The following is a 23,446-nucleotide window of genomic DNA, read 5'->3' on the forward strand; positions in this document are numbered from 1 at the left end:
GAGATGGTTCGGTGAATCCGCGACCTGCATTCAATGGTAACGCCATTGCCGCTACTTTGGCCACAACACCCAGAGCCTGAGCGGCTGTTTGAGTCGACCTGCCAAGTCGCCCGCCTGAGCGCCCCAGCCTACAAAATAATCGGCTCGCACGGCGCCAACAATGGCGCTGCCAGTGTCTTGTGCCATCACCAACCGTTGCAAAGACAGATTAGGCCCCTCGGAGGCCAGCCAGACCGGCGTGCCATAGGGAATGCTGTTGGGGTCCACGGCAATCGAGCGCCCGGGCGTCAATGGCACACCTTGCGCGCCGCGCGGCCCAAAGCCCGCATCAAACTCACCCAAAGCTTCTTCCTTGAAAAACACCAAGCGCGGGTTTTGCCACAGCAACTCATTCACCCGCTGCGGGTTTCGATTGATCCATGCGCGAATGCCGGGCCAAGTGGCGTCACGCACTTCACCACGATCGAGTAGCCAGCGGCCAATACTCTGATACGGCTGGCCGTTGTGCCCGGCATAGGCTAGGCGCACCAGACGCTGTTGGCCATCAGGCTCGGTCACACGCATCCGCCCGGAGCCCTGGATTTGCAGCAGCATGGCATCCACCGGGTCCGCCAAATAGACCAATTCCCGCCCCTGCAACGCCGCCTGCGCCTGGGGCAGGGTTTCGGCATCGCGGCGGTTGAACCAGGGTTTGCCAGGACTCAGGCCTGCTGGAAGCTGGTACAAAGGTGTGTTGGAACCATCGCCCGGCTGGCGCCGCGCAGCGAATTCAGGCTCAAAATAGGCGGTTAGCAAGCCCAACGCCTGACCGCCCTGCAGCGGCTCGACCCGGTACGGCTGCAAGCGCGACTGCAGCCAGGCACGTTGCATCGCGTTATCCCCAATGCTCAAGCGCCGTACCTCGGGGCACAGCGACGCAAAAACCGCACCCGGGCGCTCGCAGCTTTTCAGCCAGGCGTTCCACGCTTCAAACAGCGCATCACTGTCAAAGCCCGGCAGCTCAGTCCAAGGCACCGGCACCCAGCGGCTGTTGCGCTGCAAGATGACCGGGCCCGTACTACCCGCATAGTCAGGCGCCACGCCAGTGCCGGGCGCTGGGCTCGCAGGCGTTGGCCATGCCTGTGGCGTGCTCGTGCCGGGGACTGATTCCGGCACACTGGCGCAGGCACCCAACAAGGCCAGCGCCAGTGCCGCAGCTGGGCGCGCCAAGAAAAGCTGCAGGCAGCGCAGCACGCCTTGATGTCTCATAAAACCCGATGCTCCAGCGCGGGCAGACGGCTGCGCCAGGCGTTCAGCAGCGCAAAGTCCAGATCCGCCATGACCACCCCAGCCTGCTGCGCGCGCTGCGCCAGCACCTTACCCCAGGGGTCAATCAGCATGGACTGGCCCCAAGTCTGGCGACCATTTTCATGCTCGCCACCTTGCGCGGCGGCGACTACAAAGGCCAGGTTTTCGATGGCTCGGGCGCGCAGCAATACCTCCCAATGCGTCTGACCGGTGGTGTAGGTGAAGGCACTGGGCACCAGCAGCAGGTGCGCTCCGGCGCTGGCGTAAGCCCGGTAGAGCTCGGCAAAACGCAGGTCATAACACACACTCAAACCGATGCGCCAGCGCTGGCCATCGCGTGCATCCAAGTCAAACGTGGTGGGCTGGGTACCCGCCAGCAGCACGCTTGACTCGTCATAGTGCTCCACACCGTTGTCAAAGCGAAACAGATGCATCTTGTCGTAGCGCGCCACGCAGTCGCCGTCGGGCGAAAACACCAGGCTGCTGTTGCAAACGCGCTGGGGTGGGGCGCTGGCATCGGGCGCGTCAGGCGCGCAAGCCCCATCAGCCCCATCGGGCACCAGCGGCAGGGTGCCGCCCACCAACCACAGGCCCTCTTCACGGGCTGCATGCGCCAAAAACTGCTGGATTGGCCCGTGACCATAGGTCTCGGCAATGGCCAGCTTGTCGGCATCCTGCTTGCCCATCAGGCAAAAGTACTCGGGCAGTACCGCCAACTCGGCGCCCGCTTGCGCTGCCTCACGCAACAACGCACGCGCTTGTTGCAGGTTGGCCTGCAGCTGGGTGCCAGACACCATCTGGATGGCAGCGACTTTCATGGGGTGGGCTCCTTGTTCGGCTCGGTAATAGTTGCGCCACTGGCCGAGGGTTTGCGTTTGATCTTGGTCACCTGGGGATCAGCCCAGGAGCCGTCAACATGAAACTCCTGGGTGGCGGACTCGGTCAGTGGTCGGCGCAGGAACATCTGCGCCAGAAACGTGCCCAGACCAACCGCCGGGTTGATCACCGTGGCGATCAGTGAGGCGGTGCCGGCATTGATTTCGGGCACCACCACCACCTTCAGGTCTTGCGTTTCACGGGCGATATCGGCAGAGCCTTCCATCAGCACCGCCGCGTTGACACCTTTCATCTGCAGGTTGTTGGTGCGGGCAATGCCTTTGTCCAGCGTGACATCACCGCGCACAAAGTCAAAGGCAAAACCGTGGCTGAAGACATCGCGAAAATCCAGCACGAGGCGCCTTGGCAAGGCTTGCAGGCTGAGCACACCCAGCAGCTTGGCCAAGCCGGGGTCGGCCTTGAGAAACTGACCCGACGCCACATCCACCGTAAACGCGCCGCCCAGGCTTGGATAGTCCGGCTTGAAGGGCGAACCAATCCACGCAACCTGGCCTTGCATCTTGCCACTAGCGCGGCGGATCACCTCGTTCATGCCAAAGCGGCTGAGCAGCTTGCCACCGTCGGTCATACTGAGCGTGAAATTGAGTACCGTGCGCCGCCGCTCGGCACCGCCTGGCGCTGCGCTCGCCGCCTGGGCGTTGATGCGGGTCCAGTTGCCCTGCGTGGTCAGGGTCGCCTCAGGGGTGATCAGGTTGAGTTTATTCAGCCGCCACTCGCGCGCGGCACCTGCGCCTGAAGCCGCTGCGGCGCGGTTGACCGCGTCCACCTCGAGGCGCCCCAGACGCTTGCCGCGCAGCTCAAAGTCGTCCACCACAATATCCAGCGCCGGAATGCTGGCAGGCTGGGCATCCAGCAAGTCCTCAAACTCGTTGGCTGCGCTGGCTGCCAGCGTCAGACGTGACAGTCGGGCGAAGACGCGACCGCCACTGCCGGCCACCGTGCCTTCACTGGGTTGGCGGTATTCCACATAACCACTGAGCTCGCTGGCTTCTACTTCACCGCGCCAAACCTGACCCTCGCGGCGCACACCCAGCACCACCCGGCTAAATGCTTGCCCGCCCAGCGTCAGGCTGTCGGTGCGCACCGCCAGGAAGGTGGGCAAATAAGCCAACTCTGGCGCATTACCATTCGCTAGCACCGAACCGAGCTGCAGCTGGCCGTTGAGCTGCGGCAGCGCCTCGCTCCAGGCGTCAGCATCGAACTGCCGCAATTTGACCCGGGCGCTGACCCCTTGCGCGGGTAAGGTAACGGCGTCCAGTTCGCTGGCGCCCAGCATCAGCACACCCCGCAGCACCCGCGGTGTCGCGCGGGACACATCACGCTCGTAAACCACGCGCGCCAGACCGTCCAAACTGAAGCTTAATTGGTCGCGCAACGCCGGTTTCTGGGCGCTGCCAGCGCTCAGCACGGCGGTCTGGTAGCGCAACGCCAGGCGACTTGCGGCATCCTTTTGGAGCGGCGAAGGCAACGTCGATGCCAAACCCTGCAGGTCACTGGTGACCAACGTTTCCATCTGACCACGTTGCCAACCCAAGACAACACTGTAAGCCGCCGTGCCGCTGGCAAAAGTCGCCAACCGCGACACCGCGCCCAACTCTTTGGCCTGGCGCAAACCCTCTGCCGTGGCGGCGCCCGTGACCCGGATCACCCTCGGCGCAGCGCGGGGTGCCCCTGCGTTACCAGCGTTTTCTGCCAAAACCAAACCACCGTCGAGCCGGGCGTCTCCCCCCAGCACTCGCGCCTGCACACCCGCCAGGCTGAAACCAGTCTCGGTGTAATGAATCACGCCGCGCGCGCGGCCAAGCTTGGGCGTGTCCGGCGTGATTTGCAGGTCATTGCCGGCGAGCGCCACGCTCCCCTTGACGGTCGACGACGCAATGCGGGCAATCGGCAACGCCAGTTGCAGCTTGAAATCGGCATTGCCGGCCGCCTCGGCACTATCGAGCGCCTGGTTGGTTAGCTCTGCCAACGCCGAGGTTTTGACCACACGCAACGCATCTTTCAAGGGGCCGGTCATCTCAACACTCACCAGCACCGTGGTCTGCGTGAAGTCCGGTATGTTGACATCTGCCTTGGAAATGTGTAGCGCAGTTCCCTCACCCAGCTTGGCCTGAGCGCCTTGAACCTGCAGTTGCTGACCAGTGATCACCAGTTTGCCACTGAGGTCACTCAGGATGGGCCAAGGCAACTCCTTCGCCTTTTGCAAACTTCTGGGCAGGTAGGCAAACCGGGCTTGGCTGACATCGGCCGTTATCCTGAACTCACCTTGCTCTGGGCGTGTGGCGGGCATCTGGTCGATCTCGCCGCGCACCGAAAACTGGACATTTTTAGCGCTACCCACCAAAACGGCGTCACGCACATAGTCACGGGCTTGGGCGTCAATCACCAGCGGCAAATACCTATAAACCCGCTGCCCCTCAGCGCGGCTCAGGCTGGCCTGAACATCCAGCACACCGGGGAAACGGCTGCGCGTAGCTGGCACGCCCACCTCACTGGTATGCCATTTAATATGGGCCTGACCTTCGGCGTCGGCGTTGCTAAAGCGCAGGTTGGCCACGTCCACGGCAATGTGGTCCTTCACCAGCTTCCAGGTGACATCGGCAGAAAGCTTATGAAGCGGAATCAGCGGCTCCTGAAAAATCTGGGGGGCTGCCACACTGCCCTGAGACATCGACAACCGGGCCATGCCAGCCCCCTGATCCAGCTCAAACTCTGCATTCAACCCCTGGACACCGGGCACCTCGCCTACCGGCGCCAGCGTCAGCTGCCGCAACCGTCCCTTCATCTGGTACTGCTCAAGGTTCGCAAGTGGCCCCTGCCAACTGGCGACCAGCGACTCAACCTGTCCTTGCGGTGCAAAGCGCTGCAGCCTTTCGCGCAGTTGTGGCTGAAGTGGCAAGTGGTCAGCAATCTGCGCCAGCGTGGCCAGGTCCAGCCGTTGCGCCTGTATCTCGCCACGCGCAGCACTGGGCCCCTGCAGCCCCTGGGACATCACCCGCAGATTGCCACCCGACCAGCGCACCCCTTCTGCGGTTTCAAAGGCCAGCGACGGCGTAGACACCTCGAAACCATCAGCCAGTAAACGCCCGGCCACCCGACCCAGAATTCCTTGCAGGGCCAACGGTTGCAGCCCTGGGCCGAGCGTCAGCGCGACCTCCGCCAGGGCCAGGTCAGCGGTCACCCCGGTTACTTGCCCCTGGCGCACATCTGCCCAGGCTCGCAAGGCACCGCGCCCTTGATGCAATTCGAATCCCAAATTGGCAAAGCGGCGCAATTCAGACAGGTCAACCCGCTTGAAGTCGACAAACGCCTGCCCTTCCCAGCGCTGCCATTGGCCTGCCTGGCGAGCCAGCAGGGGTTGCAAAAATTGCGCTTGCACGCTAAACCGCTCGCCCCAGGACTCCGGCGGTGTCGCGTCAACCCGCAGGTCATGATGGCGACCCCGATTGCGCGCCACAGCATTCACCTGCTGCAGTGCCAGCGGTGGTGCGTTTCGCAGTTCATCGGTCCACTGCACAGTGGCACCCTGGATGACGAGCTCCGTTTGCGAGAAAAACCAGTCCAGGGCGTCCTGGTTGCCAGCACTGGGGCCAGACAGATCCTGGCCTGCGACAAAGATGTGACCAGCAGCGTCGCGCCGAATGTCCAGTTTGGGCTGGTGAATATAAATTTGCTCAAAGCCCAGCCGAACCACAGAACGTGGCGACAAAGTCACCAGCACCTGCGGCAGGCTCAAGGCAACCCGCCCGGCCGCATCGAGCATTTCCACACCGCCCAGCTCAAACGATGGCATCAAGCCTGCAGAGTGTGCGACCAAGCTGGTCACCCGCACCGGAACGCCCACCGCCTTGCTGGCCAGAGCTTGCAGTTGCGGGCGGAAATCACCGATTCGCGGCACAATCCACCAGTGGAGTGCGCCCCAACCTGCCCCCAGAAGCAGCCAAGCCGACACCGCAACGATCAGCAAAACGCGCGTCGCAGCGGCCCAGGCTCTCAGCACAGTGACGGACAGCGGGAACAAATTTTTTGGAAATGAAGTTGCACAGCAGAATTATGACCCGCACCCTATTGGCCCTGCACTCCCGTTTTGCGCAGCGCGTGCGCCGCCGATACGCGTCACAACTGCACCTGCTGGCACCCGGCCTGCCGACCCCGGCGCACCTGAGAACCACTTTTGACGCCTTCCAGGCCGCCGGGCAAGACACCGCCAGCGCGTTGCGCATGACCCGCGCTCTGGTGCTGGAGCGCCTACTTTGCCTGGATTGCGAAGGTCAGGCTGACTTGGGCGAGGTCACCCAGGCCATGACCGAACTGGCCGAGTTTGCCCTGAACCAGGCGCTGTCAGAGGTATTGGCAACACTGGACGAGGCGCATGGCGCGCCCCTGACTGACAGCGGCCAGCGGGCCGATTTGTGGATTGTCGGCATGGGCAAGTTGGGTGCCCGGGAGCTCAATGTCTCCAGCGATATCGATCTGATTTACATCTACGACGAAGACGGCGACACCGCTGGCAACGCCCTGGGGCGTGGTCGCATTAGCAACCACGAGTATTTTGGCAAGGCGGTACGCGCGGTTTACGCGTTGGTGGGGGAAACCACCGAGCATGGGTTTGTGTTTCGGGTGGACCTGGCGCTGCGCCCGAACGGTAACTCCGGGCCAGCAGCCGTATCGTTAGACGCGCTGGAACACTACCTGCACGTCCAGGGCCGTGAGTGGGAGCGCTTTGCCTGGCTAAAAAGCCGCGTCGTGGCACCCTGGGCCAGTGTGCACAGCGGCGCGGTGCTGGCGCTGCGTCAGGTGGTGATGCCCTTCGTTTTTCGGCGCTATCTGGACTACAACGTGTTTGACGCGCTGCGGCTGCTGCACCAACAAATTCGCGACCACGCCAACAAGCGCAGCGCGGGCCGCCCGGAGCGCGCCAACGACGTCAAGCTCTCGCGCGGCGGTATTCGCGAGATCGAATTCATCGTGCAACTGCTGCAAGTGGTGCGCGGCGGTCAATACCCCGAACTCCGCACCCGCCCAACTCTTAGCGCGCTGCCACGCCTTGTCAAAGCCAACTTGATGGACAGTGACACCGCCCAAGCGCTGGCACAGGCCTACACCTTTTTACGCCAGGTAGAGCACCGCATTCAATACCTGGACGACCAGCAAACCCATATCCTGCCCACCCAGGACACCGATCTGGCGTGGATCGCCAGCACCCTGGGTTTTGCCTCACCCCAGCATCTGCTGGCACAACTTGACAGCCACCGTGAGTTGGTGGCGCAGGAGTTTGACAAACTGCTCGGCGGCGGCGCACCGGTATGCAAAGGCTGCCAGAACGGCAAATCTGCCGAGTCGGCGGACACCATGAGCGAGCTGTTGCCGCAACTCGGAGACGCTTTTCGCCAACGACTGACCTCCTGGGTGGAACACCCGCGCGTGCTGGCGCTGCGCGAAGAAGCCCGGGCGCGGCTAATGCGCCTGCTGTCACGCACCGCCCAGTGGGTGCGGGAAAACCGGGTCTCGGAAGCTGCCGCTGTGGGGCTGGTGGACTGGATGGAGCCGCTGTTGCGCCGTGAAAGCTACCTGGCGATGTTGCTCGAACGCCCCAATGTGCATGAGCGCCTGTTGCACCTGCTGGGGGCAGCACGCTGGCCTGCGCGCTATCTGCTGCTGCACCCGGGGGTGATTGACGAACTGGCTGGCGCCACCATGCTGGACGAACGCTTTGATGCCAGCGGCTTTGAAGCCGAACTGGAACACCGCCACCGGGCGCTGCAGTCTGCTGGCGAAGATGATGAAGAGACCTTGCTGAACCTGCTGCGCCGCGCACACCATGCCGAGGTGTTTCGCACCTTGGCTCGCGACATTGAAGGCAAACTAACGGTGGAGCAGGTGGCTGATGATTTGAGCGCGCTGGCCGATGTGCTGCTGCGCGTGAGCACCCGCTGGTGCTGGAGCCGCCTGAAAACAGCCCACTGCCAGCAGCCGCAGTTCGGCATCATCGCTTACGGCAAACTCGGCGGCAAGGAACTGGGCTACGGCAGCGACTTGGACCTGGTGTTTGTCTTTGACGACGACGATGACCGCGCCCCCGAGGCCTACGCCAATCTGGTGCGCAAGCTCATCAACTGGCTCACCGTCAAAACCGGCGAGGGCGATCTGTACGAGATCGACACCGCGCTACGACCCAATGGCAATGCCGGCCTGCTGATCACCAGCTTTTCGTCCTACGCCAATTACCAGCAGCAACGCGGCTCCAACACCGCCTGGACCTGGGAGCATCAGGCCATGACCCGGGCACGCTGCGTGCTAGGTGATGCTGAGCTGCGCCAGAGATTTGATGCGGTGCGCACCGCAGTCATCACCGCTGAGCGCGATGTTGAAGCGCTGCGCCTTGAGATCAGTGCCATGCGCGCGCGCGTTGACAGCGCTCACCCGGTCAAGCCCGGTGTGTTTGACCTGAAGTTCAGCCAGGGCGGCATGATGGATGCCGAGTTTGTGATGCAATTTCTGGTGCTGTCGCAGTCGCGCCAGCAGCCTGAGCTGATGGTCAACGCCGGCAACATTGCCTTGCTGGAGCGCGCCGAAGTGCTGGGGCTACTGCCGCCGGGCATCGGCCATGCGGCAGCCAGCGCTTACCGCACGCTGCGCCAGGTACAACACCGTGCCCGCCTGAATGAGGCGTCGGGCCAGGTGGGGCCTGATCAGATGCAGACCGAGCGCCAGGCGATTCTGGCCTTGTGGCATGTGGTGTTTGCCTGAAGCACCGACCTCTTTCTTTGTCCAGTACTTGTTCCCTTTCCAAACTTTTATCCATGTTTAAACCCGCGCCCCTCGTCCTGTCTTTGCTTGCCTGCAGTGTTTTGCTGGGCGGCTGCAGTGACAACGTCAAAGACACGCACCCGCAACAGCTGGTCAGCCAACGCCAGGCCATCTTCAAAAAAATGACCAAAGCGCTGGAGCCGCTGGGGATGGTGGCGCGTGGCCACAAGGATTACGTCAGGGGCGAATTCGTTGTTGGCGCGCAGGAACTCAAAGACCTCTCCAGCCAACCCTGGGTGTTTTTCACTGCCGACGGCAACTACCCGCCGACCAAGGCCAAACCAGAGGTCTGGAGTCAGCCAGCCGAGTTCAAACAGGCCACTAACAATTACTTGGCGACGGTTGACACCTTGGTAGAGGTCTCAGGCAGTGCAGACATGCCAGCCATCAGCGCTGCGGTGGACGCGGTGCAAAAAAGCTGCAAGAGTTGCCACGACCAGTTCCGCAACGAGCGTTGATCAAGGCGCGGGCGCGCAGGGCAGCCAGCGGACCGCAAACTCCTGCGCGCTGACCGGGTAACCAAACAGGTAACCTTGGCCTACCTCGGCACCCAGCGCTGCCAAGCGCTCGCGTTGCGGTAGTGTCTCAATGCCTTCGGCCACCAAACTATGACCCAGATCGTGCGCCATGTCGATGATGGTGCGCACCAGCACCGCGTCGTTGTCGTCGGTCAGCATGCTCGCGACAAAGCTCCGGTCAATCTTGATCACCGACACCGGCAACAGTCGCAGGTAAGACAGGCTGGAGTAGCCGGTGCCAAAGTCGTCAATCGCCACCGACACGCCCATATCCCGCAGGGCCTGCAGGCGCGCCAGCTGCTCGGGCGTATGCTCCAGCAGTGCGTCCTCGGTGATTTCCAGCTCCAGCAGATCGGCCTGCAACGCATTTTTGTGCAGCAGGCCGCTAATCTGCGCCAGCAAATCAGGCTTTTGCAGGTCTGCCACGTTCTGGTTGATGGATAGACGCATCGGGGCCGTCCACAGACCGGCCTGGCACCACTCACCCAGCTGGCGCAGGGCATCCTGCATCACCCAATGGTCTAACTCGGTCAGCAGACCGCATTTTTCTGCCAGGCCAATAAACAGACCGGGCAAAGTCAGTCCATGCCCGGGGCGCTCCCAGCGCACCAGCGCCTCGGCACCCACCAACTCACCCGTCAGCAGGCTGCATTTGGGCTGGAAATAAACCCTGAATTGCTGCTCGACCAGGCCGTGCGCCAGCTCGGTCTGGATGTTGAACGCCAGATCCGTACTGGTGCCCATGTCAGCGGTGTAGCTCAGCATGCGGTTACGCCCGCTTAGCTTGGCGCGGTACATGGCCATGTCGGCACTGCGCAGCAAGGCATCAGGGGTACGGCCGTCTTGCGGGTAAACCGCTGAACCCATGCTGGCCATGGGCCGGTAAGAACTGGCACCGGCCAGCATGACCGGCTCACGCAGACGGTTCAGCAGGGTATGCGCCAGCGACTTTGCGCCCTCGCCGCTGGTGCCCGGCAGCAGCACCACAAACTCATCGCCACCGATGCGTGCCACCGTGTCTTCGTTGCGCACGCCTTGCTGCAGACGCTCAGACACGGTGCGCAGCAAGATGTCTCCCACCAGGTGCCCCAGCGTGTCGTTGACCTCCTTGAAATGGTCCAGGTCAATGAACAGCAGCGAAAAAACGCTTTGCTGTCGCACGGCATGTGCCACCAGTTGAGCGATGCGATCATTGAACAGATGCCGGTTGGGCAGGCCGGTGAGCGAGTCATAAGAGGCCTGGCGCTGCAGCGCCAGTTGGGCCTCGTGCAGTTCAGTCACATCGCTTTGCAGGCCGATGTAATGCAACACCTGGCCATGCTCATCACACACCGCGTTGATGTTGCACCAGACGGTAAACAATGAGCCGTCGGCGCGGCGGTTGTTGATTTCGCCGGACCAATGGTGTTTTTGCTGGAGTGATTTCCAGAGCCCCTCATAAAAAGAAACACTGTGCCGCCCAGATTTCAAGATGCGGGTGTTCTGACCCAGCACCGTCTCGAGGCTGAAACCTGTCATGCGGGAAAAAGCCGGGTTAACACGAATGATCCTGGCCTGGGGGTCGGTGATGATGATGCCTTCATCAGAGCTCATAAACACCGATTCACTGAGCAAAATTTGCCGCTGGTGATTTTTCAGCGCGCTCACATTGGTGGAAATCCCGCCCACCCCATAGGCTTGCCCCGAGGCGTCAAGCAACGGGAAGCGATGCGTCAGAAAGTCTGCCGGGGTGTTGCCGGGCTGCATGTGAATCACCTGCTCGGCAATCATCGGCTGGCGCGTTTGCAGCACTTTTTGGTCCGCCTCGTTGTGCACAATGGCATCGTGCAGCGACATGAAATCCTCACGCCGCTGCCCCACCACCTGCGCTCGCGCGCGCTGCATAAAACTCAGCACGGCCTGGTTGGCCAGCAGCATGCGGCCGTCGGTTCCGGTAGCGAAAATGAAATTGTCTGTTGCATCCAGCAGCGCGTTAAAAAGCCGCTGTTCTTTGTCACGCGCTTGCTCCACACTGCGGTCCACCAGCAGCAGCAAGATACGTCTGTCGAGCTTGTAGTCGATCGACAAACCAATCAAATGGGCATCAAATACCTGGGTGGGTGGGTCCTTGGTCAGCAGCTGCACCCGCTCCAGCACCTGCGTCTGGCCCGGCATGACATCACGCAGCGCCACATACACCCGCGCGCGGTCCGGCTTGCTCAGGCGGCGCCAAAAGCGCCCATCAACGCCGGCAAAACCGTCGCTGACACCCAGCAGGGCAGAGGCCAGCTCGTTAGACTCATCCACCATGCCTTTGGTATCAAGCACCAAGGCGGGCAGGGGCATTTGGTCAAACAGGGTGCTGTAGCTGCGCTGCGCCTGCTCGGCGGTCATCTGTGCGGCGCGCAACTCGTCGTTTTGCAGTTCCAGCTCGACTTGGTAAATGCGCAGGTCTTCCAACAGTCTGGTGACCTCTACAGCCTCGGCGCGGTTGAGTGTGTCACTCTCCTGGTACTGTCCAAGCACCTTTCGGGCACGCTCTTTCAGCGCTTGCAGGCGCTCGGTTTTCTTCTGGGTTGACTCTTGCTGCGGCGAACTCACGTCTTACCCTACTTGTTTAGTTTGCGCCATTCGGTGATGTTGACATGGCTGACCACCGCACCAGGTTGCTCGCCAGACACCGGTGAGACATGCATCACAAACCAGCGATCTTCAGTGGGCGAGTGACACGGATACTCCATCGAAAAGTTGGCGCGCGTGCCTTCAATCACCTCGCGCACGCCGCGCTGTGCCTGGTTGACAGATTTGTCGGTGGCGTTGAAGGCGCCACTACAGACGTCCAGGTAATTGACCCCCGGACCAGAGCGCACCATGTCGGCGTCGCCGTTGTCCATGGCAAAGTTGCGCCAGGCGCTGTTGACCAGGGTGATCACGCCCTGGCTGTTGAGCACGGCAATGTTTTCCGACAGCGAATCAATGATGTGCTGCAGGCGCGACACCTCATGCAGCGCAGTCACATCCATGAAGGTGATGACCGCACCCTTGGACGGTGACGACGGCACGCTGTAGGGCAGCATGCGTACAAAGTAATGCAGACCATTGATGCCACGAATTTCTTTCTCTACCCGCACCCCTTCCTTCAGGGTGTGTGACAGGTCGGCGATCAGGTCCGGGTAAATCAACGTGTGCGCCAGATCGTCCAGCGGACGACCGAGGTCGCTGTCACGCAGCTTGAAGATATGCGTGGCATCTGGCGAGAAGCGCGTCAGATGCATCTTTTCATCAACAAACACGGTACCCGCAGCCACCGCTTGGGCCATGTTGTCCAGATCGGCGTTGAGGCGGTTCAGGATGTCGATTTTTTCCTGGTACTCGGCATTCACCGTGTTCAGCTCTTCGTTGACCGACTGCAGTTCTTCGTTGGAGCTTTGCAGTTCTTCGTTGGAGCTCATCAGCTCCTCGTTGGTCGACTGCAACTCTTCGTTGGAGGTTTCCAGCTCTTCCACCGTGGCTTGCAGGCTCTCGCGGGTGGCGCTGAGTTCGCGCTCCAGCACCTCCATGCGCTCGGCAGTTTCCGAGTCGATATCGACAGTGGCTGCGGATTCCGTGGGCGTGTTCGCCTGCAGACGCTCAAAGGCCAGCAGCGTGAGCCGCTCACCCTCAAACTCTTCGACCGGCCAGGCGCTCATACGCAAGTGCTCAACCTCTGCATCTGGCGTCGTGACCTTGAGCCGGTCCGAACTCACGCTGATGCCTTCTCGCCCGGACTTAAACAGCAGCGCCACCGCCACCGGAACCAACGCGTCCGGCAGGATGCGATGGATGTCCAGGCTGGCATGGCCTTCACGCAGTTGCAAAAACTTGCGCACATCACCATAAGAGTGCACCAACTCATGCCGGCTGTTAACCAGAATGGCGGCCGGTGGCCCGAAAGCCTTAAGCAGCGCGGCAAAACCCTGGTCCACCGCCGTCGATTTGAGCCGGGTGCCACGGTTGAGCTGGCTGGTGAGCAAGGGTACGCTGGTTGTATAGCCGTAGCCTGAGCCCTTGACCACATCCAGCGGCATGCTCAGTGGTTTGATCATTTGCCAGATCTTGTGCTTGGCACTGACCGGCGTGAAATCTTTTTGCAGTTCCGCCAGCGATTCGCTTGAACCCAGAAACAAATGGGCACCCGGCAGCAGCGCGTACTGCAGGCGTTTGAGGGCGCGCTCCTGCGCCTGCGCGCGAAAGTAAATCAGCACATTGCGGCAAACCACCAGGTCCATGCGGGTGAAGGGCGGGTCGGTCAGCAGGTTGTGCCGGGCAAAAACAATGCTTTGGCGTAACTCATTTTTAACGACAAAATTGCTGCCCTTCTTGACAAAAAAGCGCTCGAGCTGCTGCGGCGAGACCTCGGCGGCAATCGATTCGGGATAGGTTCCCGCGCCAGCGGTCTCAATGTTTTGCTGCTCCACGTCGGTGGCAAAAATCTTCAGCGACGGCCAATGCTTAAGCTGATCGAACGCCTCCAGAAACATCATGGCAATTGAGTAAGCCTCTTCGCCAGTAGAGACCGCAGCCGCCCAGACACGAATGGAATCGCCCGCCTGCTTGCGCGCCACCATCGGGTCAATGATCTGGCGCCCCAAAATATCGAACGCTTCGGTATCGCGGAAAAAACTAGTCACCGGGATCAGCATTTCGCGCCGCAGCGTGAGCACCTCGTTGCGCTCCTCGTTGAGCAAATCCAGATACCCCTCCAGCGAGGTGACCTGGCGCACATTCATGCGCCGCTCGATACGTCGCATCACCGTGCCGGCCTTGTACTCCTGAAAATCAATGCCGCCCACCTGCAGTAACAGCCGCAAAATGCCGTTCATGGCGGCCTCAGGGCTGAGCGCTGCGGCACGCTGGACCGGCTCGTCCAGCGACACCGCCGCTTCGACAATCGCCTGGTTGGTGATGTGCGCAATCAGCCGGGCACCAATTTTTTCCACCGGCAAAATCGCATCCACCAGCCCGGTGGCAATCACGCTGCGCGGCATGCCATCGAATTTGGCGTTTTCGGGCTCCTGGGCAATCAAAAAACCGCCGGCATCATTGATGGCGGCGGCACCCCGCGTGCCATCTGAGCCGGTGCCCGAGAGCACCACGCCAACGCAGCGCGAGCCGTAATGCGCCGCCATTGACTTGAAAAACACATCAATCGGCAGGGTCAGGGTGCGCGGGTTTTTGGGCGTCAGGCTCAGCACGCCGTCACCCATGTGCATGATGGAGCCTGGCGGAATCAGGTAAATGCGGTCGGGCTCGATGGGCATGTCTTGCTCGACCATCACCACCGGCATCTGGGTGTGGCGCGACAGCAGGTTGGCCATCATGCTTTTGTGATCGGGCGACAAATGCTGAATGACCACAAACGTGGCACCCGAGTCGCAGGACAGGCCATCAAAGAGCTTCTCCAGCGCCTCCAGCCCACCGGCGGAGGCGCCGATGGCCACAATATGAGGACCAGTGTCTGGCGCACTCAGCGCGTCACCAGAGTCCGAACTATTTATGTTCGTCATATGCTACTTTCTAAAACCAGCCAACGACATCCATATGTCACGGCGAACTGACACATGTGAGGGCTAAATTATCCCCTTGCTGGACGACTTCTCCAAGCCCTTTTGTCGGCCATGACGCAGGTCAATAAATCCACGCAGCAAACGCTGGAGGGCGCGAAAGAAATGCTCTACTAAAGAGAGCTACTACCGCTTGATTGATAAGGGCTAGAGGCCTATTTAACTTAAATTTTTGATCTTGTTGACCAAGGCCGTGGTGGAGTAACCCTGCACAAACGGCAAGGCCCGGGCGTGCCCGCCCCAGGACTGAACCAGGGTTGTTTCTGACAGCTTGGTCATGTCGTAATCGCCCCCTTTGACCAGTAGGTCCGGGCGCACCAAGCCGATCAGTTCCAGCGGGGTGTCTTCGTCAAACCAGGTGACCAGCGAACTGCTGGCCAGCGCGGCAATTACACAGGCGCGGTCCACCTCGTTGTTCAGCGGGCGGTCTGGCCCCTTGCCCAGACGTTTGGCCGACGCATCTGTGTTGAGCGCCACAACCAAACTGGCACCCAGCGCACGCGCTTGCTCTAGGTACATCACATGGCCGCGGTGCAGCACGTCAAACACACCGTTGGTAAACACCAGCGGGCGTGGCAGCGCGCCCAGCCGCAGAGTCAGCTGCTCGGGCGTGCAGAGTTTGTCGGTCAGGGCAACGAGCTTTGCAGCAGCGCCAGTGGCTGCAAAAGCAGAAACAGCATGGGGTTGTGGCATGTATTGCATGCTATCAGGCGCTGGCCTGGGTTTATCCTAGCGGGCCACGGTGTCGCGTTTGACGCTGTAACTCATTTGAGCCTCTATGAACCTGGTTCCTGTCAGCGTCGATTCCATCCTAGTGGGCCTGCCCTTGCCCTGTGCCTTGCGCGACCAAAGTGGCGTGTTGCTGGCCAACCAAGGCTTCATGGTGTCGAGCCGCCAAGACCTGCAGAACATGGTGGGCCGACGCGACCAGATTTACATTGACGCGGACCAGTCCGACAGTTTTCGCCGTGGTTATGTGAACCGGCTGAACAATCTGGTGATGGCAGACAAATCGCTGGGCCAGATTGCCGAGGTGCAGATATCCGCGTACGACGCAAAACGTCCCAAAGAAGTCGAGGCCAACAACGACTTGCCTGACTGGCTCGACCTGCAAACGCAAGCCCACGCGATGCTGCGCGACACCCACGGCGAAACATTTTTGCCACGACTGGAGCGCCTGCAAGCCGAGCTGGAGCGCCACACCCGACGCAACCCGGACGGCACGCTGTTCGCCCTGATCCATCTGGCGGGCAGCGAGATGCGCCAATACAGCGCCACCCACGCCATGCTGGTCAACGTGATCTGCAGCCTAGCAGCTCGCGATGTACTGAAGTGGCCCCAGGCGCAGTTAAAAGCCCTGAGCAGTGCCGTATTGACCATGAACATCAGCATGACCGAGCTGCAAGACCGCCTGGTCATGCAAAAAGAGCCGCCCACACCGGCGCAATTGCAGCGCATCCAGACCCATTCCCCGCGCTCGGTGGACCTGCTGCAGCAGATGGGTGTGTCCGATAGGTTGTGGCTCGAAGCGGTGCTGAACCACGGCGCCAAAACCCCTGGCCCGTTGGTTGGGCGCAGCATCGGGCAGCGCCTAGCGCGACTCATTCAGCGCGCCGACCTGTTTGCTGCACGGCTGTCGCCCCGCATCTCGCGTGCGCCGGAGCCCCCCGGTGCCGCCATGCAATCGTGTTATTTTGATGAGAACAAACAAATTGACGAGGCAGGTGCTGCGTTGATCAAGGCGGTGGGCATTTATTCACCCGGCACCTATGTCAAGCTGGCCTCGCAGGAAATTGCGGTGGTCATCAAGCGCGGCCTCAACACCACCACGCCCAAGGTGGCGGTGCTGGTCAACCGCCAAGGCATGCCCACCGGCGAGCCGAGCGTGCGCGACACCAGCTTGGCCGACTACCGCATCATCGCCAGCGTGCCTTGTCGCGATGTCAAGGTCACCCACACGCTAGACAAGCTGATGGGCTTGACCCGCCAGGCGGCCACCGAGCCCTGGTGACGCGTAGCGCACATCCCACTGCGGCATCTGCGCCACGTTGTGCCTGCTGCCACCGATTCGGCTGGCCACTTATCAATGCACCCCATCGGTACTTTGAAAATCTTATTTGATGGGCCAAACACTACCGAAAAGCTGCCCAAGCGCGACCCAAACGTTGGGCAGACAGCAATTGCGCAGCACAAAGAGCCCCCGAAGCGGTGGCGCAAACTGTCTATGTGTTAAATTACCATCCAGTCACAAAACTACGTTAACGTTTACCCCTCTATTTCCCCATGAAAATCGCCATCGTAGGCTCCGGCATATCCGGCCTGGCCGCAGCAAACAAGCTCAGAGGCCGCGCCGACCTCACCCTTTTTGAAGCCGGTAGTTACTTCGGCGGCCATACCCACACGGTGGACCTCACCCTGCCCACGCCGCAAGGCCCGCTGACCTATGGTGTGGACACCGGTTTTCTGGTGTTCAACGAGCGCACCTACCCGAACCTGATCGCGCTGTTTGCCGAGCTGCAGGTAGAAACCGCCAAGTCTGACATGTCGTTTTCTGTGCAAGTGCCAGGCCAGCCGGGCCGTGCGCCACTGGAGTGGAGCGGCACCTCGCTCAACAGCGTGTTTGCGCAACGTGCCAATCTGGTCAACCCGCGCTTTTGGGGCATGCTGCGCGATCTGTTGCGCTTTAACAGGCTGGCCACCGAGCTGGCCGTGCAGGGGGCTGATGAAGAACTGATGCAGCCGCTGGAAGATTTTTTGCGCCAGGAACAGTTCACACCAGAGTTTCGCGACTGGTATTTGCTACCCATGCTGGGCTGCATCTGGAGTTGCCCGACCGACCAGATGTTGAAGTTTCCGGTGGCGACGATGATCCGTTTTTGCCACAACCACGGGCTGATCCAGGTGAGCAACCGCCCGCAGTGGTGGACAGTGAAAGGCGGCGCGCGGCATTACGTCGACAAAATCGTCGCGCAGGTGGCCGACAAGCGCCTGAACGCACCGGTGCAGCGTATTGAGCGCGATGCCGACGGTGTGAGCATCACCTCCAACGGCCAGACCGAGCGTTTTGACAAAGTGGTGCTAGCCTGCCACTCAGACCAGGCGCTGGCCATGCTGGCCCAGCCAAGTCGGGCCGAGCAGGCCACACTGGGTGCCATTCGCTACCAGCCGAATCGCGCGGTGTTGCATACCGACACCTCGGTGCTGCCGCAGCGCAAGCTCGCCTGGGCGGCCTGGAATTTTGAACGTGCCGCCGCGCAAAACACCACCCAGCGCGCCATCAAGACCGATGCACGCGTCTGCCTGCACTACCTGCTGAACCAGTTGCAGCCGCTGCCGTTTACCCAGCCGGTGGTGGTGTCGCTGAATCCGCTGCACGAGATTGAGCCAAGCACCATTCACGGCGAGTTTGCGTACGCGCACCCGGTGTTCGACCTGGCCGCCATCCGCGCGCAAGCCGACATACCAGCGCTGCAGGGCCAGCAAAACACTTATTTCTGCGGCGCGTGGATGGGTTACGGCTTTCATGAAGACGGGCTGAAGGCCGGGCTGGCTGTGGCGCAGCGCCTGGAACCCCTCTTAAATATATGAAAAATTGGCCTCTAGCCCCTATGTATAAAGCGCAAGCAGCTATTATTTTTGATAGCCGGCCGAGGTGTCCGGCATGAATGCAGCCGCAGCCGCCTCCCCCGCTGCCGCGCCCTTGATCGGTTTTGGCGAGGTGCGCCACACGCGCTTGAAGCCGGTGCGCCACGACTTTCATTACCCCACCTATTTTTTGATGCTGCCCATGCGTAGCCTGCAGGCCAACGGCCCGGGGCTGCTGGCGCGCAACCGCTGGGCACCGCTGAGCTTTTATGACGCCGACCATGGCGACGGCCGTGGCGCGGAACAAGGCGGCGCACTGGCCTGGTTAGACGAGTTGCTGGCCGGCGAAGGCATTCGGGATGCCACTGGCGAAGTCTGGTTACACGCCTACCCGCGCGTGCTGGGCTTTACCTTCAAGCCGGTGAGCTTTTGGTACTGCCACCGCCCGGACGGCTATCTGCGCGCCATCGTCGCCGAGGTCAACAACACCTTTGGCGAGCGGCATTGCTACCTGCTGGACGCGCCGAAGCTCGGACAAGAGCTGAGCGCTGCCAAGGTGTTTCACGTCTCGCCGTTTTGCCCGGTGGAAGGCAGCTACCGTTTTCGCTTCATGATCACGCCGGATTTCAAACGCACCGTGGCACGCATCGACTTTGACGATGCTACTGGCCCGCTGATTGAGACCAGCGTGGGCGGCGCCATGGAGCCGCTCACCGCCCAATCTGCCCGACGCGCCTTGCTGGGCTACCCGATGATGACCTTTGGCGTGGCCTTTCGCATCCACTGGCACGCGCTCAAGCTGTTTTTCAAAAAAGTACCGTTCTTTCGCAAGCCCCCACCGCCTGTCACCTTCACCACCCGCTGAGGACCTCCGCCATGAACACCACCCGAACCAGCACCGCCAACACCGCCGACGCCTTCAGCCTGCCGCAAATCTGCCCCAGGTCGGCACGCACCGTACTCAAGCTGCTGCAAAAACTCAAGCACGGCAGCCTCACCGTGCAGCTGCCAGACGGCAGCATGCAGCGCTTAGGCCAGCAGAACCTGCCGCACGCCACGCTGGTACTGCACAACTGGACGCCGTTCAGCGCTGCGCTCAAATCGGGTGACATCGGTTTTGCGGAGAGCTTTATCGCCGGTGACTGGAGCACCCCGAATCTGACAGAGCTGCTGCGCGTGCTGGTGAAAAACCGCACCGAGGTAGAAGGCGTGATCTACGGCACTTGGGCGGGTCGGTTGCTGTACCGCGTCAAGCACCTGCTGCACCGCAACTCACGCGCCAACAGCAAGAAAAACATCCACGCCCATTACGACTTGGGCAATGCGTTTTACAAGCTCTGGCTGGACGAGACCATGAACTACTCGGCCGCCATTTTTAACGGCGACCTGACCCAGCCCATGGTGCAAGCCCAACACGCCAAAGTGCGCCGCGCCCTGAGCATGGCGGGCGTCAAGGCTGGTGACCGGGTGCTGGAAATTGGCTGTGGCTGGGGCGCGTTGGCCGAAAAAGCCACCACCGAGTTTGGCGCCCACATCACTGGTGTGACGCTGAGCACCGAGCAGCTGGTGTTTGCCAAGGAGCGTATGGCGCGTCTTGGCATTCTGCCGGCCAGCGGCGTGACCGCACCCCAGAACGCGCTGGCTCGGCAGGCGGGTGCCAGCGCCTGGCCCACCTATGACCTGCGCCTGCAGGACTACCGCGACATCAAAGACGAGCCGTTTGACGCCATCTGCTCTATCGAGATGGTCGAAGCGGTAGGCCGTGAATACTGGCCCACCTACTTTGCCAGCGTGGCCAAACTGCTCAAGCCCGGCGCTCGCGCCTGCGTGCAAAGCATTGTGATAAACGACGCGCTGTTTGACCGCTATGTGAACTCCACCGACTTCATCCAGCAGTACATCTTTCCCGGCGGCTGCCTGCCATGCCCGCGCGAGTTCCGTGCGCAAGCCGCAGCGGCTGGCCTGGAGGTGGTGGACGAATACGCCTTTGGCCACGACTACGGCGAAACCCTGAAACGCTGGCGTGATGCCTTTTTGACCCACCGGGAGCAAGTGCTGGCTGGCGGGTTCGATGCGCGCTTCATGCACATCTGGGAGTTTTACCTGGCCTACTGCGAGGCCGCGTTCATGGAAAACAACATCGACGTGGTGCAGTACACGCTGCAAAAACGCGGTTAAGACCATGCACACCGCCTGCCAGACCACTGACGGCACCACGCTTAGCTCCTCGTCCAGAATCACCCGCCGCAGCGTGCTGGCTGCGCCGCTGTTGCTGCTGAGCGGCGTGCCAGCCCAGGCTTCCAACCTGGCCACACCTTTTAAAGCGCCTGCGCTCTGGCCGGAAGTTGCAGCCAATTTGCCGCAAGCCAGTTGGTCGGGCAGCGCACAGCTGCGGTTTTTTGGCATGGCCATCTACCAGGCGCAACTCTGGGTGGGTGCCGGTTTTCGCGCGCGGGACTATGGCCAGTTCCCCCTGGCTTTGAGCCTGACCTACCAGCGCCGCGTCTCTGGGCAGACCCTGGCCGAGCGCTCGCTGGATGAAATGCAGCGCCAGACAACCCTAAACGCCGCGCAGCAAGCCGACTGGCTGTCTGCCATGCAAACGCTGTTTGTGGACGTGGCAGCCAACGACCGCCTGACCGGTGTGCACCTTCCCGAGCAGGGCGCGCGTTTCTTTCTCAATGGCCGCAGCCTAGGCGAGGTGGCTGACCCGGTGTTCAGCCACCGGTTTTTTGGCATCTGGTTAGATACCACCACCAGCCACCCCGACCTGCGTGTGGCCCTGCTGGCCGCAGCGCCCGCTTAAACCAGCATGAACCCGGCTTTGACTTGGCAGCAGGGCTGGCGTTACGGCCTGATGGGCTTGCCGCTGGCATTTGTGGCGCTGCCGCTGTATGTGCTCCTGCCGAATCACTATGCGCGCAGTTTTGGGTTGTCGCTGGCCACGCTGGGTGCGGTGCTGGTCGCAGCACGGCTGTTTGACGCGGTGATTGACCCGCTGCTTGGCCGCTGGGCGGACAACTTGCACCAGCGCAGCCGCACCACAGAGCAGGCGCCAGCCACGGTGCTGCGCTGGGCCGCTCTGGCTGCGCTGCTGCTGTGCATCGGCTTTGGCCTGCTGTTTTTCCCACCACTGGCGCTGCAGGCCGACACAACGCAAGTGATGCTCTGGCTGGCGGCCACGCTACTGCTAACCACCACCGCGTTCAGCGCGTTGACCATCCTGCACCAGGCCTGGGGGGCGCGGCTGGGTGGTGATGCGCTGTACCGCAGCCGGGTGGTGGCATGGCGTGAGGGGTTGGGGCTGGTGGGCGTGATCATTGCATCCATTACGCCTGTAGCCCTTGGGCTGCCTGCGACAGTAGCTCTACTTGTCATAGCAAGTGTGGCTGGCTGGCTGGCTTGGCGCAGCGGGCCTGTGCCGGTGGGGGTGAAGGGGGAGCGGGGGGTTGGTCCTGGTCCTGGCTCTTCCCCGCGCCCTCACCCTAGCCCTCTCCCGGAGGGAGAGGGAAGAATCACCGGGACGGCAGTGGCGGGCTCGTCTGCGCAGTCTCTGGACGCTGGCTACGGCGCGGCCTCGGTGTGGCTGCCCTGGCAGCGCACCCGGTTTCGGCAGCTGATGGCCGTTTTCATGGTCAACGGCATTGCCAGCGCCATCCCGGCCACGCTGCTGCTGTTTTTTGTGCAAGACCGGCTAAAAGCCCCGCCGAGTGCCGAGCCGCTGTTTCTGGGCGCCTACTTTGTCTGCGCGGCACTGAGCATCCCGCTGTGGCTCAAGCTGGTGGCGCGCTTCGGGCTGGCGCGCACTTGGCTGCTGGGCATGGTGCTCTCGGTGTTGGTGTTTGCCTTTGCGGCGCGGCTGGGCGCGGGGGATGTGACCGAGTTTGTCATCGTCTGCGCGCTGTCTGGCGCCGCGCTTGGCACCGATCTGGCGCTGCCCGCGGCCCTGTTGGCCGGTGTGATTCAGCATCACGGTGACCAGCAGCAGTCTGAGGGCGCCTACTTTGGCTGGTGGGCATTTGCCACCAAGCTCAATCTGGCACTGGCCGCCGGTGTGGCCCTGCCGGCCCTGGGCCTGCTGGGCTACACCCCCGGCACGACTGACCCGCAGGCCTTGCAAACCCTCACCTTCGCTTATTGCCTGCTGCCCTGTGCGCTAAAAACGCTGGCAGCCGCGCTGCTTTACTTCCTCATCATCCGAAAGAAACCATGAAAAGACGACTTCTCTTGTCCGCAAGCGCTGCCGCAGGCCTGGCTTTGACCGGCTGCGCCTCGCAAGACATCGACAGCTACGCCAACCAGAAACCCACGCTGGATTTGCGCACCTATTTCAACGGCACACTCGATGCTTATGGCATCTTCACCGACCGCTCTGGCGCGGTGGTCAAGCGCTTTACCGTGCTGATGGTCTGCACCTGGAACGGCAACGAAGGTGTGCTGGACGAATCCTTTACTTACTCCGACGGCACCACGCAAAAGCGCATCTGGCGCCTGACCCAGTTGCCCGATGGCCGCTACACCGGCCGCGCCGATGACGTGGTGGGCGAGGCCACCGGCCAGACGCGGGGCAACGCTTTTCACTGGACCTACACGATGTCGTTGCCGGTGGACGGCAAGGTCTACGAGGTGCAGTTTGACGACTGGATGTACCTGATGACCGACACGGTGATGCTCAACAAAGCCGGCATGAGCAAGTTTGGCTTCAAGCTCGGTGAGGTGACACTGTCCTTCACCAAGCGAATCTAGCCCTTTTTTATATAAGAAAAT

The 23,446-nt window shown here is 61.5% G+C and carries 15 protein-coding genes; 9 read left to right on the top strand and 6 right to left on the bottom strand.

Annotated elements, in window-relative coordinates; genetic code table 11:
• Nucleotides 1-51: 51 nt before the first annotated feature.
• The 3 genes from mltA to BLL52_RS03560 are packed head-to-tail and all read right to left on the bottom strand — an operon-like array spanning nucleotide 52 to nucleotide 6,205.
• On the bottom strand, nucleotides 52-1,248 hold the full coding sequence (gene mltA, locus BLL52_RS03550; protein ID WP_083633770.1) for a murein transglycosylase A: 1,197 nt from the start codon (nucleotides 1,246-1,248) through the stop codon (nucleotides 52-54).
• Nucleotides 1,245-2,105, bottom strand: a complete 861-nt coding sequence (locus BLL52_RS03555) for a carbon-nitrogen hydrolase family protein (RefSeq protein ID WP_075585351.1) — start codon at nucleotides 2,103-2,105, stop codon at nucleotides 1,245-1,247. Before BLL52_RS03555 ends, mltA begins: the two co-directional genes overlap by 4 nt.
• A complete protein-coding gene (locus BLL52_RS03560) occupies nucleotides 2,102-6,205 on the bottom strand; it encodes a YhdP family protein (RefSeq protein ID WP_075585352.1) in 4,104 nt (1,367 codons plus the stop codon). Before BLL52_RS03560 ends, BLL52_RS03555 begins: the two co-directional genes overlap by 4 nt.
• A 32-nt stretch (nucleotides 6,206-6,237) precedes the next feature.
• Here BLL52_RS03560 and glnE point away from each other — a divergent pair, with 32 nt between their 5' ends.
• Nucleotides 6,238-8,934, top strand: a complete 2,697-nt coding sequence (glnE, locus tag BLL52_RS03565) for a bifunctional [glutamate--ammonia ligase]-adenylyl-L-tyrosine phosphorylase/[glutamate--ammonia-ligase] adenylyltransferase (RefSeq protein ID WP_241838984.1) — start codon at nucleotides 6,238-6,240, stop codon at nucleotides 8,932-8,934.
• A 53-nt stretch (nucleotides 8,935-8,987) separates the two neighbouring features.
• The gene (locus BLL52_RS03570) at nucleotides 8,988-9,452 is read left to right on the top strand and encodes a c-type cytochrome (RefSeq protein ID WP_075585354.1); all 465 of its coding nucleotides are present in this window, start codon (nucleotides 8,988-8,990) and stop codon (nucleotides 9,450-9,452) included.
• Here BLL52_RS03570 and BLL52_RS03575 read toward each other — a convergent pair whose 3' ends face one another.
• From BLL52_RS03575 to BLL52_RS03585, 3 genes are all read right to left on the bottom strand, one after another.
• A complete protein-coding gene (locus BLL52_RS03575; protein WP_075585355.1) occupies nucleotides 9,453-12,092 on the bottom strand; it encodes a sensor domain-containing protein in 2,640 nt (879 codons plus the stop codon).
• A gap of 8 nt (nucleotides 12,093-12,100) precedes the next feature.
• Nucleotides 12,101-15,037: a chemotaxis protein CheB gene (locus BLL52_RS03580; RefSeq protein WP_075585356.1), complete on the bottom strand. Its 2,937-nt coding sequence runs from the start codon at nucleotides 15,035-15,037 to the stop codon at nucleotides 12,101-12,103.
• A gap of 216 nt (nucleotides 15,038-15,253) precedes the next feature.
• The gene (locus BLL52_RS03585) at nucleotides 15,254-15,787 is read right to left on the bottom strand and encodes an adenylyltransferase/cytidyltransferase family protein (protein ID WP_075585575.1); all 534 of its coding nucleotides are present in this window, start codon (nucleotides 15,785-15,787) and stop codon (nucleotides 15,254-15,256) included.
• Between the two features lie 85 nt (nucleotides 15,788-15,872).
• Here BLL52_RS03585 and BLL52_RS03590 point away from each other — a divergent pair, with 85 nt between their 5' ends.
• From BLL52_RS03590 to BLL52_RS03625, 7 genes are all read left to right on the top strand, one after another.
• Nucleotides 15,873-17,105, top strand: a complete 1,233-nt coding sequence (locus BLL52_RS03590; RefSeq protein WP_075585357.1) for an HD-GYP domain-containing protein — start codon at nucleotides 15,873-15,875, stop codon at nucleotides 17,103-17,105.
• Between the two features lie 272 nt (nucleotides 17,106-17,377).
• Nucleotides 17,378-18,682, top strand: coding sequence for an NAD(P)/FAD-dependent oxidoreductase (locus BLL52_RS03595; RefSeq protein ID WP_075585358.1), 1,305 nt, complete (start codon nucleotides 17,378-17,380; stop codon nucleotides 18,680-18,682).
• 73 nt (nucleotides 18,683-18,755) lie between these two features.
• Nucleotides 18,756-19,544 carry a DUF1365 domain-containing protein gene (locus BLL52_RS03600; protein WP_075585359.1) on the top strand — a complete coding sequence of 263 codons (789 nt, stop codon included), beginning with the start codon at nucleotides 18,756-18,758 and terminating at the stop codon, nucleotides 19,542-19,544.
• 11 nt (nucleotides 19,545-19,555) lie between these two features.
• Nucleotides 19,556-20,857, top strand: a complete 1,302-nt coding sequence (locus tag BLL52_RS03605; protein ID WP_075585360.1) for an SAM-dependent methyltransferase — start codon at nucleotides 19,556-19,558, stop codon at nucleotides 20,855-20,857.
• A 4-nt stretch (nucleotides 20,858-20,861) separates the two neighbouring features.
• The gene (locus BLL52_RS03610) at nucleotides 20,862-21,485 is read left to right on the top strand and encodes a chalcone isomerase family protein (RefSeq protein WP_083633771.1); all 624 of its coding nucleotides are present in this window, start codon (nucleotides 20,862-20,864) and stop codon (nucleotides 21,483-21,485) included.
• A 6-nt stretch (nucleotides 21,486-21,491) separates the two neighbouring features.
• Entirely contained in the window at nucleotides 21,492-22,892 is a 1,401-nt protein-coding gene (locus BLL52_RS21250; protein WP_241838986.1) for an MFS transporter, read from the top strand.
• On the top strand, nucleotides 22,889-23,425 hold the full coding sequence (locus tag BLL52_RS03625) for a DUF3833 domain-containing protein (protein WP_075585361.1): 537 nt from the start codon (nucleotides 22,889-22,891) through the stop codon (nucleotides 23,423-23,425). The genes BLL52_RS21250 and BLL52_RS03625 overlap by 4 nt, the downstream gene beginning before the upstream one ends.
• Nucleotides 23,426-23,446: the final 21 nt, after the last annotated feature.

The sequence above is a fragment of the Rhodoferax antarcticus ANT.BR genome, from assembly GCF_001938565.1.
GTDB classification, from domain to species: Bacteria; Pseudomonadota; Gammaproteobacteria; order Burkholderiales; family Burkholderiaceae_C; genus Rhodoferax; species Rhodoferax antarcticus.

What these genes read in the sequence shown, in the direction of transcription:
- mltA (WP_083633770.1), bottom strand. Translation starts at nt 1,248, where the DNA reads ATGAGACATCAAGGCGTGCTGCGCTGCCTGCAGCTTTTCTTGGCGCGC.
- BLL52_RS03555 (WP_075585351.1), bottom strand. Translation starts at nt 2,105, where the DNA reads ATGAAAGTCGCTGCCATCCAGATGGTGTCTGGCACCCAGCTGCAGGCC.
- glnE (WP_241838984.1), top strand. Translation starts at nt 6,238, where the DNA reads ATGACCCGCACCCTATTGGCCCTGCACTCCCGTTTTGCGCAGCGCGTG.
- BLL52_RS03570 (WP_075585354.1), top strand. Translation starts at nt 8,988, where the DNA reads ATGTTTAAACCCGCGCCCCTCGTCCTGTCTTTGCTTGCCTGCAGTGTT.
- BLL52_RS03580 (WP_075585356.1), bottom strand. Translation starts at nt 15,037, where the DNA reads ATGACGAACATAAATAGTTCGGACTCTGGTGACGCGCTGAGTGCGCCA.
- BLL52_RS03585 (WP_075585575.1), bottom strand. Translation starts at nt 15,787, where the DNA reads ATGCCACAACCCCATGCTGTTTCTGCTTTTGCAGCCACTGGCGCTGCT.
- BLL52_RS03590 (WP_075585357.1), top strand. Translation starts at nt 15,873, where the DNA reads ATGAACCTGGTTCCTGTCAGCGTCGATTCCATCCTAGTGGGCCTGCCC.
- BLL52_RS03595 (WP_075585358.1), top strand. Translation starts at nt 17,378, where the DNA reads ATGAAAATCGCCATCGTAGGCTCCGGCATATCCGGCCTGGCCGCAGCA.
- BLL52_RS03600 (WP_075585359.1), top strand. Translation starts at nt 18,756, where the DNA reads ATGAATGCAGCCGCAGCCGCCTCCCCCGCTGCCGCGCCCTTGATCGGT.
- BLL52_RS03605 (WP_075585360.1), top strand. Translation starts at nt 19,556, where the DNA reads ATGAACACCACCCGAACCAGCACCGCCAACACCGCCGACGCCTTCAGC.
- BLL52_RS03610 (WP_083633771.1), top strand. Translation starts at nt 20,862, where the DNA reads ATGCACACCGCCTGCCAGACCACTGACGGCACCACGCTTAGCTCCTCG.
- BLL52_RS21250 (WP_241838986.1), top strand. Translation starts at nt 21,492, where the DNA reads ATGAACCCGGCTTTGACTTGGCAGCAGGGCTGGCGTTACGGCCTGATG.
- BLL52_RS03625 (WP_075585361.1), top strand. Translation starts at nt 22,889, where the DNA reads ATGAAAAGACGACTTCTCTTGTCCGCAAGCGCTGCCGCAGGCCTGGCT.